Origin of the sequence: Rubritalea sp. (assembly GCF_051252225.1) — a bacterium.
GTDB lineage: Bacteria > Verrucomicrobiota > Verrucomicrobiia > Verrucomicrobiales > Akkermansiaceae > Rubritalea.
Window position 1 is genome coordinate 62,391 of the sequence record NZ_JBPOGE010000014.1, and the last position, 15,757, is coordinate 78,147.

Below are 15,757 nucleotides of genomic sequence, written 5' to 3' on the forward strand. Positions count from 1 at the left end.
CAAGCACGTCAAACTCGCAGTCCGAATATTTATCATCCACAACTTATTCACACACCATTCACAAAATGAACCGTTAGATACCCCGCTATTGCACTTGGCCCCATTTCTTTGCATCTTCCATTTTCAATGTCGACCGAAGCACCATACAAATCAGGACCAGCACTTCAGAAGGGCCCACCACAACATAACGACGAAGAAACATTTGCCCAGCGCGCGATGCCAAATGCGCTTGGGCCAGAGAAATCTCTGCTTTCTTCCATGCTTCAGGACCCATCGGAGTTCGTCATGCGCTCCGAGGAACTAGGTCTTACGCCCGAACACTTTTACCACCCATCTCACCAGACTCTCTACCGAGTCATCAAAGAGATCTCAGATAGCAGCGCCCAGATTGAACTCGTCTCGCTCACACAGAAGCTGATGGATCGCGGTGTGTTAGATAAGATCGGCGGCCCATCTGCCCTCACTGAGATCTACACCTACGCACCGACTGCTGCGCACTTTGATCACCACCTTACCATTGTTAAGGACAAGTTCATTCTGCGAAACATCATCTCCTCTTGTACCGATGCCATCACCCGCTCCTTCGAGGACCAAGAAGAAGTTGCTGGCCTGTTAGACGAAGTAGAGCAAAAAATCTTCGCCATCCGTGAAGGATCTGATGTCGAGCAAGCCCCCACTGTCAAAGAAGATGTCCGCAAGGTTATCGAAGACTTCGAGAAATATCTCGCTGGTGGCGGCGCCCCCATGGGAATCAAGTCAGGCTACTCACAGCTCGACACTATGTGTAATGGCCTCAAACCTGGTGAAATGTTCGTCATCGCCGCCCGTCCATCTATGGGTAAAACATCATTCGTGATGAACATTATTGAGCACATCTGTCTCGATGCCAAACTCCCCTCCATGTTCTTCTCGTGCGAGATGACCTCTCAGCAGATTGTCCAGCGTCTACTCTTCGCCCGCGCTCGCTACGCCATAACTAATCTGCGCAACGGTTTCACACCGACCAAGGCAGATCTTCTGAAAATTAAAAATGCAGCCCAAGAAATCGCGGAGTCAAAACTCTTCATCGATGACACCGCCGGCATCTCTATCTCCGAACTCCGTGCGAAGGCGCGCCGTAAAAAGAAAGAAGAAGACATCCAAGTCATCGCGATCGATTACCTTCAGCTCATGAGATCTACGTCGAAGCAGGCTCAAGGCTCACGCGAACGTGAAATCGCTGAAATCTCTTCAGGCCTCAAGGCTCTGGCTAAAGAGCTTTCCGTTCCTGTCATTGTACTGGCCCAGCTTAACCGTGGTCCTGAAAACCGTGGTGGTACTCCGCGTATGTCAGATCTTCGTGAATCAGGATCTATCGAGCAGGATGCCGATATGGTAGGTCTTCTCTTCCGTACCGCCTACTACGCAGAAGACCAAGACGCACGTGACGAGCAAGACGGTATCGCCGAGCTCAACCTCGCCAAAAACCGTAACGGACCTACGGGTTCTATCCCGCTTACCTTCATCAAAGAACTTATGCGCTTTGAGAATACTGACCGCCGCGTCGAGTCAGAGTAAACCTACTTCTCTAGTCAGGCTTTTTAGTACGCCACGGATGGAGCATCTCATGCTTCCCGTGGTGATCTTCAGCATAATACGCACAGGCGGCGACTCCGCTGACATACGCAACTGGGATAATGATCAGCGCAAAACCAAAGGTCGCGAGCGAAAGCCATGCTGTCACAAAAGTTGTAAAAACATTCCCCAGTATCAAAATCCCAATGCCAGCCAAATAGTTGTGCTTATACAGATGGCCTAGTCCTGGAATGATACTGAGATAAGCGGCGAGCTTGTTACGATCCGCCTGACTCTAAGCTTCGTTAATTTCATTGAGGGTATTCATAGTTAAATAGGAGTTATTTATTACTCACCATACTACCACACCATGTCAGAAACTACGAGACCGTTTGATCCCGAGTCTCACTCCAGATGTAACTGCCGTAGTGACCAGAGCCCACTGGAGCGTAACTGGTCTATCGGCCTGCTTCCGCCCATTTTGCGCTACTCACTGAGATAGGAGCCCTTCAAGTCATCAATAATTCCATTCACCCATGACTTACTGCCTAACACGGCACTATCCACAAAATACCGTGACTTACAGCCTAGCACCCCAGCTGAACTCAGCTGCCCGCCGCGTGAGATCTCCTTCTCTACTGCAGCCTCACTAAAACCTCTACGTTTCGGCCGTGATCTACGTAAATCTACCTCTGCCCCACCATAGCTCGCGCCATCCTCATAGAGCATTACTCGGTACCTGCCAGCCACGCTACGCCAATCGTATTTCGTGAGGTCTCTCGCCTTTTTTCAGCCATCCACCTGCGTGTCACTTTCCATCTCACTGAGAACACGCATTATGCCGTTGCGCGCTAGATTCCCCCCCGCCACCGCTTCGGAATAACTACACCAGCGGTAATCTTTAGGATCACTCACCATCCCAGCACGGACAGAATGCCCCCCTCGATACTATCGGGTTAATTCCAATGCATTTTCGAAGGAGAAAATGCCTATCCGCATGGACTGAGTGGAGCGAAGTCAATTTAAATCAATGTAGGCCGCCATCGTACGGGCCGCATGCCCATTCTCCACTAACACACTCTTATAACGCGCCTCCCACAGCGTCCCTTTGCGTTGGTGTTTTTTATTGTACCAACTTGAAAAACGTTGCTTCAGAGTCTTCATAAAAAGACCCAGATCCCACATCCTGCGTGCATAAGTCTCACGCACTTCCTGATAGGCCTTCTGGCCAACTTCTGTGGTCGAATTCATCAAATCCTCCAACTGCATCCGTACCATTCCCACGTGATCCGCACTATAGAGCAATTCCAAACGCTCTAACAAACCCTCATCACTCAGCAGCTGGTCACACTTAGGAGGCACTTCGATCAACAAATGGATGTGATTCCACAAAAATGAAGTTTGTAAGTCAGTGATAATTATTAGTTTAAGATATATAGAATATAGTGTAGTGGTCCTACTTGACGATTTTATAGTTCGACAATTTGTCGATTACGCCAACCACTTCCAGATTGTCCAAGCTGGTTTTGCAACAACTCCTAGAGCAGCCGATCCTCGCTGTAAAAACATGTCAATTGGAGTGCTTATTAGATCCAACTCAAGGAGACAGAAGAATAGGGCCTGTACAAATGCTAAAATGGCAACAACAGTGAGTTTAGGAGCTTTTACTTTTTCTTCCATAATACTTCTCAATCAACCTATAAAAAACTCCATCGTCATCCGACGATGAAGTTCGGTTTGAATACCTTCCTAACAATTCTAGTTATTCGTGAGAGCCCATCTCATTCACTTGCCAGACTAACTGCGATGTCCTGTTTAAATTTGTGCTACACCTCAACTTAGCCACTAGCTTTCTTTATACGGTGCTCTCTCATAATCTTCTTGAAAGCATAAATCTGCTAATATGCCAAGAGCCTCTAAGGCTTCGACTTTAACAACCCACCTGTAGATCATAGGAATCCTGTTATCATCGCGCCCGTAATCTTCTAGAGGCCCATGGAGTCTTTCATATTTAGCAACAAGGTTTCCTGATGAGTCATACCACTCCAGAGGACTGCTAGGATTAGGACTCCATCCAAATTCATCCCGCCAGCATCTTGCGGGAAAAACTAACAACTGTGCGTAAGATAACATAAAGCTCCCCCTCACGAAAAACGTTAGTGATGCATTAGGCTGCTCTTCACGAGGCTGCCACCATCAAAAGAATCATTTACGCTTTCTAACTTCGTTTTATTCAAACCCAGATTACCGTTTTCAGAATGATTTGCTCCACACACTTTGTCTCAGCCAGATTAGGTTCACGGACTAGGTGCACGTAAAAACTGCCTTCGCTAACAAAACGCTGCACCCAACCTCAGACCGCGTTTACGCTTTTCAAAATCTTCACTACACTCACACTCTAAACTCACAAACAAAGCTTTCTGTCCCTGTCTTCGGTTGGTGAGCTTTACGTTAGGCTAAGAATATGACCATTTTAGAAGAAGTCGATTTCCTGCATTCCTAGGCATGAGTTCACCGAACAAATGCTCTTAGCACGATGAAATCCTAGATGAAACCATATTGCAGAGTGAGCAGTGACTAAGTTTTGATTGCCGATAACAAGTCAACATGACGGAATAATTCCGATAAAGAGTGCTGAGCGAATAACTTAGCACAATGAAACACAATAAAAATGCCTTACAAGTCGCAGTAGCCAACCCCAGACGGCGCTTGTTTAGCTAAGTTTTTATGACAACTTTAACCTCAATCCAGTCACTACCATCGCTCTCCCGTCAGGGTTGGCTATGCTAGGACGTTCGCCTGAAAAATGAAGACTTCACTGTGTGCCCTCCTTCTCGCCCTTGTTGCGTTACTGACTACAGGTTGTCAGCGGGAGAAGGTGGACCAGCGTAGAATCACGTCCTATAGCGTCGAGGCAAAATCCGAAGCGAGTAGGTTGATTGTTGCGGAAGAATTTGAAACGTTTCTCGTGACATCGGGGATGGCAATGCAGAAGGATATGGTGGCGGTAGTGCCCAAAGAAGGGTTTCAAGAACAGGGTAAATTTGCGGTTCAGTGGTGCTCTATGAGTGAACCTTTTTCGCTTACCGTCGAGTTTGGCGACCGAGCGGAATACCTTGCTGGAGACATTCGATGGAGCTTTCGTGGTTCTAAGGAGGAGTGGCTTAAGCTGAAAACGAAACTGCAGAAATTTCAAAAACAAATTGTTGAGTGGTTCGAGAGAAGAACGGACATAATTCATTCTGGATCTTCCTTCTGGGACGGTTCTATCTAGCTTTGATACGACGAAATCAATATGTGGGCGAACAAGATGCTGCGTTGAGTCGGTCATCGAAGGTTTTTAGCAGTGGATTAAAGACTCGAGCAGTCATTGCGGGCATGAATAGTCCACGCCTCAGGTGGGTGGATCCGATTTTGGTGATTGGTGTCCGGGTGCGCCCCGAGGTGCCGCTTTGGTAGTGACTTGGCGTGAGGCCTGTCCAAGCGGCAAGTTGTCGGGCGTCTTTGAATTCGGATAGGTCGGGAAGCTCCGCGATGATTATTTGGCTGGCGACTTCTCCGATGCCTGGAATGGTGTTGAGGAGTTTACTTTTAGTTTGTACTTCGGTGTTGGCTTTGATGATTGTCGCGATGGTTTTGCGGATCGACTTCACTTCCTTTTGCTGGAACGTGATTCGTCGTTTGAGTGAGTTTATGGCAAGTTTATCGGGTTCCGCTTCGAGTTTGGTTTTGAGTCTCGCGGTGTCCTGGGTGAGTGAGTCGGCGTAGCGGCTAAGGCTAGTGATCCTTTGCTGATCCTTGCTTCTAGGTTCCCATGCGCGAAGTTCGGAGTGTTCTGATTTGAGGAACCTAGCGATGAGTTTCGCGTCGGCTGTATCACTTTTGTTGCGTCTTAGCTTTTGCATTCCGAAGGCTTTGATTCGGTGCGGATTGACAAGGTGCAGGCTAAAAATATTGAGTTCGTGAAGAGCTTTGGCAATGGCGTCTCCATAGTGGCCGGTTTGCTCAAGACAGGCGCTGAGGGTAGCCAAACTGGCTATTTTTTTGAGCCATTTAGTGAGCTATTTGATGCCGAGTGCATTGTTATTGAATCGCTCGGAGCATGGCTGATCTGGGCCGATGACATGGCAAAAAAGGTCTTTCTTTCCGACGTCGATCCCGAGAAAAAAGCTCCATAGAATTTCAGCCTTCCCCTAAGCATTACGATTCTTTATTAATCTGCATTGTGGACACGATGAAACAATCCTCGCATCTTTTCCAATCTACCTGCTGGAAACACTTTCACGATCTCCGCTCAGGTATTCCAACGCGAGAAAAGCGTGCTCTCAATCAAATTTGCCAAGCCTACTGGAAACCTCTCTACCATTTTGCCTACTCAATCGGGTGCCAACACCAAGACGCCGAGGACTGCGTTCAAGCTTTCCTATCAGGAGAATCCACGACTCAACTTTTTGCCGCGGCCGATCCCATTAAGGGCCGTATGCGCTCGATCTTACTAGTGGCTTTCAAACGCTTCATTTACGATATTCGAAAAAAGAACAATGCCCAAAAACGAGGAGGCGGCACCCCCAGCCTCTCTCTAGGTAATGAATTTGCGATTCCTGGAAACACCCCTGACCCATCACTAGCCTACGATCAGCAATGGGCTATGATCATTGTAGAACAAGCTAAGTCCAACCTAGGTAAACGCTACCGAGACCAAGGTAAAGAAAAGCTCTATGATAACCTAGAGCCTTTGCTAGATGAAAAGAAGGAGACCGACTACCAAACTCTTGCTAATACTCTCGACCTAACCCTTTCAGCTGTAAAATCTGCTATCCACCGGATCCGTCAACGCTTTGGTACAGAAATCCGTGCTGCCGTTGCTGAAACCGTTGTAGATGAAAATGAAATTGACGCAGAACTCTCCTGGCTAATTAAGGTCCTCAGTAAATAAACTTTTCACCACCTCATATGGATCCCGACTCTAAAGGCAAAGATTATTACCCAAGCCTGCTTGCTCATGGTCTCCAATCGGAAGCGCTCAGTGAGAGTATCGAGGTTGATGATTGCCAAATCATCAGAAAAATCGGCCAAGGTGGCATGAGCACGGTCTACCTTACTACAGAAACTGGCCTCAACCGCAAACCGCACTCAAAGTCTTTAAAATTAAGGACCTCAACGACAGCTCCATTGAGCGATGCTACCAAGAAGCTATCATGATGGCAGCATCCATCACCCCGGTACTGTCACGATCCACGGCGTCATCAATCAATCAGATGATACATTTGTCTTGGTTCTCGAATACCTCGCCCCAGTGCAACTCTCCAGTGACCGCCACTCCATGGATACTCGAGCTGACATCTGGGCTGTAGATATTCTGCTTTTTGAAATGGTTATTGGCTCTCCTAGTTTCCGATATTCTAACTGAAATACCAAGACCACTCAAACCGATCATCAAAGAATGCCCCCATTAAAGACTGCATTACAATCAGCGCATGGGATGCGACCATGTCTTTTAGTAATATTTGTTAAAAAAACCGACTCGCCCTGAAACCTTCTCAAGAAAAAGTCGATCTCACAGGGAACGATTTACTGTTCACTACATGAAATTCGTGCTGCCGTTGTTGAAAACGCCGTAGATGAAAATGAAATTGACGCAGAACTCTCCTGGTTAATTAAGGCCCTCAGCAAATAAATTTTTCACCACCTCATATGGATCCCGACTCTAAAGGCAAAGATTATTACCAAAGCCTGCTTGCTCATGGTCTCCAATCGGAAGCGCTCAGTGAGAGTATAGAGGTTGATGGTTGCCAAATCATCAGGAAAATCGGCCAAGGAGGCATGAGCGCGGTCTACCTTGCTACAGAAAATGCCCTCAACCGCGAAATCGCACTCAAAGTCTTTAGGATTAAGGACCTCAACGACAGCTCCATCGAGCGATTCCACCAAGAGGCCATCATGATGGCAGGTATCCATCATCCCAACATCGTAACGATCCATGGTATTATCAATCAATCAGATAGCAGTCCTATCCTCGTTCTCGAATACCTAGCAGGTGGTGACCTCCGCACCAAAATCACAGCCTCAGGCACGCTTTCTATCAAAGAAGCTGCCTCCATCGCTATCGACGTCTGCCAAGGCCTAGAGGCTATCCATGCTAAATCCATCGTTCACCGTGATATAAACCCTGCAAACATCCTCCTCACTTCAGAAGGTAGCGCTAAAGTTGCCGACCTAGGTATAGCACTCAATATACAACCAGACAAAGCCTCCGACTCTCTGACCATGACTGGCACCTTTGTAGGGACTATGGCTTACCTCGCCCCAGAACAACTCTCTAGCGACCACCGCGCCATGGATGCTCGAACGGACATTTGGGCTGTGGGCATTCTGCTTTTTGAAATGGTCATTGGCTCTCCACCTCAGTCTCTCCTAGTTTCTGATCTTTTGACTGAAGTCCCCAGACCATTCAAGCCCCTCATCAAAAAATGCCTCCGCAGGAAACCCAGTGAACGCTACCAAGATATCACCCTGCTTAAACGCGACCTCGAAAAAATCTTACAGCCTAAGAGAAAAAACCGTATCGTTGACACTATAATTATCGCCGCACTTCTCCTAGCAGTCGCAGTCATCACACTCGTCTTTAAAAAAGAAATCCCAGATCAAACCTCATCAAGCGCCCCTTTATCTGATAAGAATTCTGAGCAACAAGCACACAGCCAATCTGAGATAGCAAAGACTATCGGCATTAGTCAAAACCTTCTTACCGACTACCCTCCGTCAAACGTAATCAAACGTGGTAACTGGTTCCTCGATGAGAGTACCCTTATTTGCCGGAGTAGACTGAACAGCGGCGCCTATACCACTCTCACCGATTTTTCACCGGGCGATAACTACGATATATCACTCACCATCACGCGAAACATAGGCGAACACTCCGCTACAATCTACCTCCCGACTTCAATAGGTATGATGAACTTCGATCTCGACGGCCGGAGCAGAAACCTCGCTGGCATCCAAAACCTCGACGGTCAGAATATAGCCTCACACGGTGAAACATTTCCCTTCGCCTTTACTAACAATACCCCGATAACACTCACGCTGGAGGTTCGCCAGTATTCCATCACCGCATACACCGATGGCACAAAGCGCTACACTTGGGAGCTCCGCGGCCGCCGTGGTAGTATTACGCCTCTCTGGGACGCCCCGATTCAAGATCGTATTGCAATCGGCGCATGGAACTCGATCATGTCATTTAGTGATATTCACTTAAAAAAGAATCAACTCCCCCTGAAACCTTTCTAAGAAAAAGTCGATCTCACAGTGAACGAATCCTGTTCACTACATGAAATCCATAGTCACACTCCTCTTCCTAGCCCTCACCGCCCCCTCATTTGCGGATGACATTCAGCCCCATGGTGACGAGTTTAACTCAGCAGTTACGCGTTCCGCTTGGCAAAGACTTAATGACACCGAGGGCTGGAATGCAGATCAACTTGAGCTCTGGGACTTAAATCCCACATACGCTCCTGGCCATATGGTTCTGGCACCGCACTCCTCCGGGTGGTATATGGATCTCCGTGGCGTTCTCGTTTACAAGGAAATCACCGGTGACTTTATCGTCACTACACGCATGCGTCTCTCCCGCCGCGGCATCAATGGTCTCCTCCCTAACCAGGCTGGTTATGTTGCCCAGCAAGGCGCACCTAATCGTGAGTTCTCACTTGCTGGTATCTTCGTTCGTAATCCACGCGCCATCGTCAGCGCAGCTCCAAGTCCTATTCCTTCCGAAACACCACTCTGGCCCGCTCCCACAAATGGGCAGCCTGGCCACTATATGACGGACTGGAGCCCAGACGGTGATAACTACCTCTTCCTGTCATATGGCTCAGCTGGCAGCCAAGGCACTTGGCAATATGAGGTGAAAACTACCACAGACGGAGACTCTGACCTCTATTTTAATAATCTAGGCGTTCCTAACAATGACGAGAATGCCCAATGGATCACCCTACAAATGATCCGAGTCGGAAACACCATCGTAGTTATGCGCAAACACGGAGATGCTACTTGGGTTATCGAAAACCGTTACACCCAGAACCCAGTATCAGCCTACCAGCAATTGCCTAACTTTGGTAACACTCTCCAGATCGGCATCACCACCTACACCGACTGGAACGTAATAAACACTTACTACGCAGGAGGCGACCATGCACTCCAGTTTCAGCACAATTATTCTGTACTCGATGGTCCATCAAGTAACCCAGATCTCATAGCAGAAGTGGACTATTACCGTTTTCAGCGCCCTGATCCAGCCCTCACGGAACAGGCTCTACAGAGTCTACCTATCACTTTTTCTCCCGCACCACTTGGAGGCACGGCAGCCCAGCTACTCCCTGACAACGAGGTAGGCGCCCTCCTTGGTGATAATGCTAATAGCCCCTCACCACCGCTGGATGAAGATCCGGACGGCGATGGCACCAGCACTCTTATTGAAATCATCATGGGCTCAAACCCGGCCTTACCTGATGCGAACCCTATATCAACAATGCTTGCCAACGATGACTTCCATATCCAATTCCCCCACCAAAGCAACCTCAACCCCATCACCCTCGAAATCCAGTCATCGAACAACATGATTAATGACTGGGCGACCATAGCCACTCGCTCATCCACAGGCTGGCTCTTTGACTTGCCTCATCAGATTGAAGAAACAACTAACGAAGTAATATTTAGAACCCCAATATTACAAGAAGACACCTTCTACCGAATAGAAGCAACCGCACCATAACATAATAACAACACTGACCTCCATTCTTACTCTGGAAAGCAGCCCCAAAGCAGGTGAATCATACTTACCAAACCCCCAAAAAACGTCATTCCTGAGCCTATCCCGAAACCTAAATGTAAATGTAAATGCCTCTACAAATGGTTCATGGGAGCCTCTATCAATTCACTAACCGAGAAAGACGAAGCCATCATCTCCGCCCACATAGGCATAGAACACCGCTGCCCTTATCGAAATCGGTGCGCGATTTACTCTCTAATTGATTCAAAAAACTACAAGGCTTCACCCAACACTCAAACATACAATGACTCCACTCTCGAAATTATCACATGCCGTCCTGTTGGTTGCTCTAGCCAGTATCACCCAAGCGCAGAACCTCGTTGTCTTTGACTTCAATGGCCAAGACCTCGCCAACAACGGGCCGATCACCGCCACCCTACACATAGATGACAGCATCACCACCACGGGCTGGGACTTTGGAGCTGGTCTCAGCCCTGTGGATGAACAAGACAACCGTCTGGCATTCACCCAGCAAGCCTCTGCCAATCTCTCGACTCTCGCAGACAGTATCGCAGACGGAGAATATCTGAGCTGCACCTTGACTCCTCAGCCCGAGATCAACCTTGGTGGTCAGCGTATGAGCTTCTCCACACAGCGTATTTCCTACTGGTCGCCACGGCAATACTCCGTCCTGACCAGTATCGACAACTTTGCCGCCCCCGTCTTCACCAGCACGGAATCCGCTGCTGGGGATTACGATATTCAGCATCACAGCCTCATCCTCCCGCTCACTGGCTATGACAACCTCACGGCGCCCGTGGAAATCCGCATTTATGTCCACCAAGCCTCCTACAATAATCACAGCAGCTCTCTAACCGCTTTCTCCATCACTGACCCTGGCCCAGTTTTTCCTCTCAACATTCAGGCGACCCACCAAGGCTCCGTTCAATCCTATCCTGATTCCACATTCTTCACAGATGGAGAACAAGTCACCCTCACCGCCATGCCCCCGGCTGGACATCGCTTCTCGCATTGGCAGGGCAGTGCATCATCGCAGTTAAACCCCTTGCGACTCACGATCTCAGCTGCAACATCGTTAGAAGCAGTCTTCCAACCCATTGCGCCTAACAAAATGTCCGTTGCCATGAATCTGGCATCCGTTACCTATTGGACCACTGCATGGACATTCACCAATGTTATGCGCTGCGCCGGCCCTTGGGCCAGCATGAACGGCAACCAAAATCCGGCTCCTCCTCAAGACGCCCAAGGATACCCTCTTGAAATTCCTTACGACGACGGAACCGGCTCACTTGCCGCCGTGCAATGCATCGTGCCCAACCTGATGCCGGGCAACTACACCCTTAACTTCGAAGGCACAGGCACCTTGTATATTACCGGAGCCGGCATCGATCAGAATCTCACTATCACCGCCACCGGTGGGCAGGCATCACACACCGTCCCTTTTAATAACAACGGCCAAAACATTCTGTTCCGTATTATCGAATCTTCAACCGCAGATCCCATCCGCAACATCAGGCTCCACATGCCGGGTTTCGATGATTCGACCACTTTCCACCCAGACTTTCTCGAGAAAATGGCTAATTTCTCTACACTCCGATTTATGGATTGGGGAGAAACCAACTCCAGCCCAGTCAGCCAGTGGAACGAAAGAACCTTACCCAACGCCAGAAGCCAAGCTCGCCCTGCCACTGACGGTGTCGCACTCGAACATCAAATCGCACTAGCAAACACGCTGGGAAAAAGCCCATGGATATGCATTCCTCACTTGGCCGACGACAACTACGTTACTCAAGCAGCCAACCTGCTCAGGGATTCGTTGGACTCCAACCTGCAAGTCTACGTCGAGTATTCTAACGAAACTTGGAACGGAGCCCCTAGTTTCATTCAAACTTACTACACCCGTGAGCAGGGACTCGCCATGGGCCTTTCCACCAATGCCGTGACAGCAGGCAACATATATCACAGCATGCGATCCGCACAAATCTGGAACATCTTCCGCACTGTATTCCAAGACGGCGACGCCCCCTCTAGGGTCATCAATGTCGCGGCCGCATGGGCCGCACAAACAGAAGCCGCTCAAGCACGCCTCCTCGCCCTCAATGATCCAACCATTAACCCCACCGAAATCGCTGCTGACGTCCTCGCTATCGCGCCCTACTTTGGCCACGGAATTTCCCAGGATTTTCTCGATGCCAATGGCTACCCGACCATCGATGCCATTTGCACCACGCTCTCTCAAGACGAGATTCAAGAAAGCACCCAACATGTGCGCGAGCACAAAGCTCTCGCCGATCTCCACGGCCTGAGGCTCGTCTGCTACGAAGGAGGGCAACATTGGGTCAACGCCAGTAACACCAGAAGCGACAACGCCCTCACTGCCATCCTGACCGATGCCAACCGTGACCCCAGAATGGGACAGCGCTACATCGAATACCTCGACATGCTCAATCGCGAAGGAGTAGACCTCTTCGCCAACTTCCTCGGAACCCAGGGCTTCTCCGCTACTGGCTCATGGGGTATCTGGGAATATCAGGATCAACCACTTGCCGAAGCTCCCAAAGCCGCTGCTATCCTCGAATGGATCGCCGACAATCCAATCCAAACACAAATTCAAGTCAGCTCCATCGATGAGAGTAATATCTTACTATCCTGTCCGCTTTATCCCAGTAAGAGATATTCGCTCGAAGCCAGCGATGATCTGGATAGCTGGATCGCCCAACCCTCGCTTCAGGCACAATGGGGAAATGGGGAAATGTATACGGAAACCTTTCCCATACCCCAGGATCAGGGAAAACAATTCTTCAGACTCCGCCTCAGCGATTAGCAAAACATATTAAGCCTGCTCTCGGCCAAACACCCTAGAGCCCGTCCCTACCGCTAGCTACAAGCTGTTGGCGGCATAACCTCGCAGAACCAGTGTCGAGTGCCTCATCACACCTAACAATTTCACACTATCATCCTCACGTAGTGGCTGGATGACACGGTCGTTATTGCTTTGGCTACCGTACCAGCTGAATCAATCGCTACTTCTTCGCTAGCAGTCATGAATCGCTGCGCCTCATCTACCCATGGTGTAGAGCATTCGGAGTATGAGAATCTACTATCTCATTCAGCGAAAAAAAATTCAAAAAGATCACATCCCCCTGAAACCTTTCTAAGAAAAAATCGATCTTACTGCAGAGTGCTTAAATTAATTAAGCAGCTAAAACACTCAACAATGAACATCAGCAAACGAGCTGCAGCTCAGCCTAAGACGGGATGGCCTTCTCATTTCAAGCCACACTAGTGCTGTCTTTCATCACCCCAGTAGCGCTGTAGTCGCCATCTTCAGTGTATGCTTTTTTGATTACATAAGTTTCGATTTTCACCTCGAAGTGGCAATTGCTTAAGGGCTGTTAGCTCATCTATTTTCGCTTAAAATTTCACCAAATTCATATAATGAAACACAACAACAAGGGTATATTTTCGCAAGTAACACTAACCCTATTACCTTCATCTGCATTACCTTTGCTTCTGATCTCCGCCCTCGGCGCCCACGCCGACCAGACTGTCGATGCAGCAACGAACGTCCAAATATCACTTGCTGATAATGAAACACTCACCGTTGAAAGTAGCGGCTCCATAGTTGTTGCAGCAGGTGATGCCGTCGTTGCTGCGGCTAATGGAACAATTATTAATGTTGATAATGCAGGCACTATCGACGTTATAGGATTAGGTGATGGAGTATGGGCAGGGCTTTCAACACTTAATCTCAATAATACCAACACCGGAATAATTTCGGGACGCCTTGATGGTGTTGACGCCACCACGATCAACAGTTTGACTAATGACGGCAATATTGAAGGGGAGTTGGGAGATGGTGTTGTCGTCGGAACGATTATCAGTCTCGACAATAGTGGAAGAATTGATGGTCGGCAGACTGGTGTTGATGCCAGTGGTATCAGCAGCCTGAGTAACAGTGGCACGATTGTAGGGGTGTTGACTTATGGTGTTTATGCCTCGGGTGAGATTGGCGGCCTGACCAATAGTGGCCTCATTTTTGGTGATAGCATTGGTGTTGCCGCAACCACGCTCACGAGTCTCACCAACAGTGGCCGCATTCTTGGTTCTAACGGTGTTTTCGCCGCCACACTCGATAGCTTGGATAACAGCGGCATGATTACGGGTGGGACAGGGGTTGTAGGTGGCGTGATATTTAATCTTAACAACAGTGGTTTGATTGAAGGAACGGTGACTCATGGTGTTATAGCCACCACGGATATTAAAGAGCTTACAAACAGCGGAACGATTGAGGGGTTCGATAGTGGCGTTGAAGCCGACAGCATCGGAAATGTATACAACAGCGGAACGATTCAGGGGGGAGATAATGGTGTGAATTCAATGACGAGCATATCTGGGATTATAAACAGCGGCATAATAGTGGGCGGAAATAATGGCATCATAGCCAACAATGGTGTTCCAGCGAATGGAACGTTTTTAGTAGAAAATAGCGGAACGATTACAGGGGCTCTGAATACTGGTCTGGTGACTGGTAATGTAGGAGCTGTTACCAATAGCGGCATGATTCATGGGGGGAATACTGGTTATATTAGCTATGGATCAATTATTAGCTTAACTAATAGCGGAACAATTCAGGGGGCGGGAGCTGATGGCATTGTAGCATTCAGTAGAATTTTAAGCCTGAGCAACAGCGGCATGATTCAGGGGGGCGCAAGTGGTATTGGCACCTTTGGTACGATTGTCAGCCTTGCCAACAGCGGCACTATCTCGGGGGGAAATTATGGAATTCTGGTTTTAGCTGGAGATATAGAAAGCCTCGTCAACAGCGGCACTATCTCGGGAGGAGATGATGGAATTCAGGTTTTTCGTGACGTAGGAGGCCTTGTCAACAGCGGCACTATCTCGGGGGGAGGTCATGGAATTATTCTCGGTGGTAATATAGGAAGCCTGAGCAACAGCGGCAATATCTCGGCGGGAGATGATGGAGTTAATGTTTTTGGCAATATAGGAAGCCTGAGCAACAGCGGCAATATCTCGGCGGAAGATTATGGAATTCGAATTTTAGTTGGCGATATAGAAAGCCTTGTCAACAGCGGCACCATCTCGGGGGGATATGATGGAGTTAATGTTTTTGGCAATATAGGAAGCCTGAGCAACAGTGGCACGATTTCGGGGGGAGATGATGGAATTCAGGTTTCTGGCAATATAGGAAGCCTGAGCAACAGTGGCACGATTTCGGGGGAAGATCATGGAGTTTATGTTTCTGGCAATATAGGAAGCCTGAGCAACAGTGGCACTATCTCGGGGGAAGATGATGGCATTCGGATTTTCGGTGGCGATATAGGAAGCCTGAGCAACAGTGGCACTATCTCGGGGGAAGATGATGGCATTCGGATTTTCGGTGGCGATATAGGA

14 protein-coding genes are annotated in these 15,757 nt (G+C 48.6%); 9 read left to right on the plus strand and 5 right to left on the minus strand.

All coding sequences use genetic code 11. The features are described 5' to 3' along the window. Positions 1-126: 126 nt before the first annotated feature. Positions 127-1,557 carry a replicative DNA helicase gene (gene dnaB, locus ACSHX2_RS12030; protein WP_435693196.1) on the plus strand — a complete coding sequence of 477 codons (1,431 nt, stop codon included), beginning with the start codon at positions 127-129 and terminating at the stop codon, positions 1,555-1,557. A gap of 10 nt (positions 1,558-1,567) precedes the next feature. On the opposite strand, the gene ACSHX2_RS12035 is transcribed toward dnaB, so the two are convergent. From ACSHX2_RS12035 to ACSHX2_RS12050, 4 genes are all read right to left on the minus strand, one after another. Beyond that, positions 1,568-1,723 carry a hypothetical protein gene (locus ACSHX2_RS12035; RefSeq protein ID WP_435693197.1) on the minus strand — a complete coding sequence of 52 codons (156 nt, stop codon included), beginning with the start codon at positions 1,721-1,723 and terminating at the stop codon, positions 1,568-1,570. A gap of 317 nt (positions 1,724-2,040) precedes the next feature. Continuing rightward, entirely contained in the window at positions 2,041-2,304 is a 264-nt protein-coding gene (locus tag ACSHX2_RS12040) for a hypothetical protein (RefSeq protein WP_435693198.1), read from the minus strand. A 267-nt stretch (positions 2,305-2,571) separates the two neighbouring features. After that, positions 2,572-2,946, minus strand: a complete 375-nt coding sequence (locus ACSHX2_RS12045) for a hypothetical protein (RefSeq protein WP_435693199.1) — start codon at positions 2,944-2,946, stop codon at positions 2,572-2,574. Positions 2,947-3,045: 99 nt separating this feature from the next. Next, positions 3,046-3,234 (minus strand): hypothetical protein, encoded by a 189-nt coding sequence (locus tag ACSHX2_RS12050; RefSeq protein WP_435693200.1) that lies wholly within the window; start codon positions 3,232-3,234, stop codon positions 3,046-3,048. Between the two features lie 1,126 nt (positions 3,235-4,360). On the opposite strand from ACSHX2_RS12050, the gene ACSHX2_RS12055 reads away from it, so the two are divergent. After that, entirely contained in the window at positions 4,361-4,828 is a 468-nt protein-coding gene (locus ACSHX2_RS12055) for a hypothetical protein (protein ID WP_435693201.1), read from the plus strand. 16 nt (positions 4,829-4,844) lie between these two features. On the opposite strand, the gene ACSHX2_RS12060 is transcribed toward ACSHX2_RS12055, so the two are convergent. Continuing rightward, positions 4,845-5,585, minus strand: coding sequence for an IS110 family transposase (locus ACSHX2_RS12060; RefSeq protein ID WP_435693202.1), 741 nt, complete (start codon positions 5,583-5,585; stop codon positions 4,845-4,847). A gap of 203 nt (positions 5,586-5,788) precedes the next feature. On the opposite strand from ACSHX2_RS12060, the gene ACSHX2_RS12065 reads away from it, so the two are divergent. From ACSHX2_RS12065 to ACSHX2_RS12095, 7 genes are all read left to right on the plus strand, one after another. Further along, entirely contained in the window at positions 5,789-6,490 is a 702-nt protein-coding gene (locus ACSHX2_RS12065; RefSeq protein ID WP_435693203.1) for an RNA polymerase sigma factor, read from the plus strand. A gap of 17 nt (positions 6,491-6,507) precedes the next feature. After that, positions 6,508-6,756 carry a hypothetical protein gene (locus ACSHX2_RS12070; protein WP_435693204.1) on the plus strand — a complete coding sequence of 83 codons (249 nt, stop codon included), beginning with the start codon at positions 6,508-6,510 and terminating at the stop codon, positions 6,754-6,756. Continuing rightward, positions 6,734-6,964, plus strand: a complete 231-nt coding sequence (locus ACSHX2_RS12075; protein ID WP_435693205.1) for a hypothetical protein — start codon at positions 6,734-6,736, stop codon at positions 6,962-6,964. Before ACSHX2_RS12070 ends, ACSHX2_RS12075 begins: the two co-directional genes overlap by 23 nt. A 284-nt stretch (positions 6,965-7,248) precedes the next feature. Continuing rightward, positions 7,249-8,841 carry a serine/threonine protein kinase gene (locus ACSHX2_RS12080; RefSeq protein WP_435693206.1) on the plus strand — a complete coding sequence of 531 codons (1,593 nt, stop codon included), beginning with the start codon at positions 7,249-7,251 and terminating at the stop codon, positions 8,839-8,841. A gap of 40 nt (positions 8,842-8,881) precedes the next feature. Further along, entirely contained in the window at positions 8,882-10,324 is a 1,443-nt protein-coding gene (locus ACSHX2_RS12085) for a hypothetical protein (protein ID WP_435693207.1), read from the plus strand. Positions 10,325-10,625: 301 nt separating this feature from the next. Continuing rightward, positions 10,626-13,166, plus strand: coding sequence for an InlB B-repeat-containing protein (locus ACSHX2_RS12090; RefSeq protein WP_435693208.1), 2,541 nt, complete (start codon positions 10,626-10,628; stop codon positions 13,164-13,166). A gap of 614 nt (positions 13,167-13,780) precedes the next feature. Further along, positions 13,781-15,757: beta strand repeat-containing protein (locus ACSHX2_RS12095; RefSeq protein ID WP_435693209.1), on the plus strand; the 1,977-nt coding region annotated here is incomplete at its 3' end.

Coding starts and splice junctions, on each gene's coding strand:
- dnaB (WP_435693196.1), top strand. CDS start 127: ATGTCGACCGAAGCACCATACAAATCAGGACCAGCACTTCAGAAGGGC.
- ACSHX2_RS12050 (WP_435693200.1), bottom strand. CDS start 3,234: ATGGAAGAAAAAGTAAAAGCTCCTAAACTCACTGTTGTTGCCATTTTA.
- ACSHX2_RS12055 (WP_435693201.1), top strand. CDS start 4,361: ATGAAGACTTCACTGTGTGCCCTCCTTCTCGCCCTTGTTGCGTTACTG.
- ACSHX2_RS12065 (WP_435693203.1), top strand. CDS start 5,789: ATGAAACAATCCTCGCATCTTTTCCAATCTACCTGCTGGAAACACTTT.
- ACSHX2_RS12070 (WP_435693204.1), top strand. CDS start 6,508: ATGGATCCCGACTCTAAAGGCAAAGATTATTACCCAAGCCTGCTTGCT.
- ACSHX2_RS12075 (WP_435693205.1), top strand. CDS start 6,734: ATGCTACCAAGAAGCTATCATGATGGCAGCATCCATCACCCCGGTACT.
- ACSHX2_RS12080 (WP_435693206.1), top strand. CDS start 7,249: ATGGATCCCGACTCTAAAGGCAAAGATTATTACCAAAGCCTGCTTGCT.
- ACSHX2_RS12085 (WP_435693207.1), top strand. CDS start 8,882: ATGAAATCCATAGTCACACTCCTCTTCCTAGCCCTCACCGCCCCCTCA.
- ACSHX2_RS12090 (WP_435693208.1), top strand. CDS start 10,626: ATGACTCCACTCTCGAAATTATCACATGCCGTCCTGTTGGTTGCTCTA.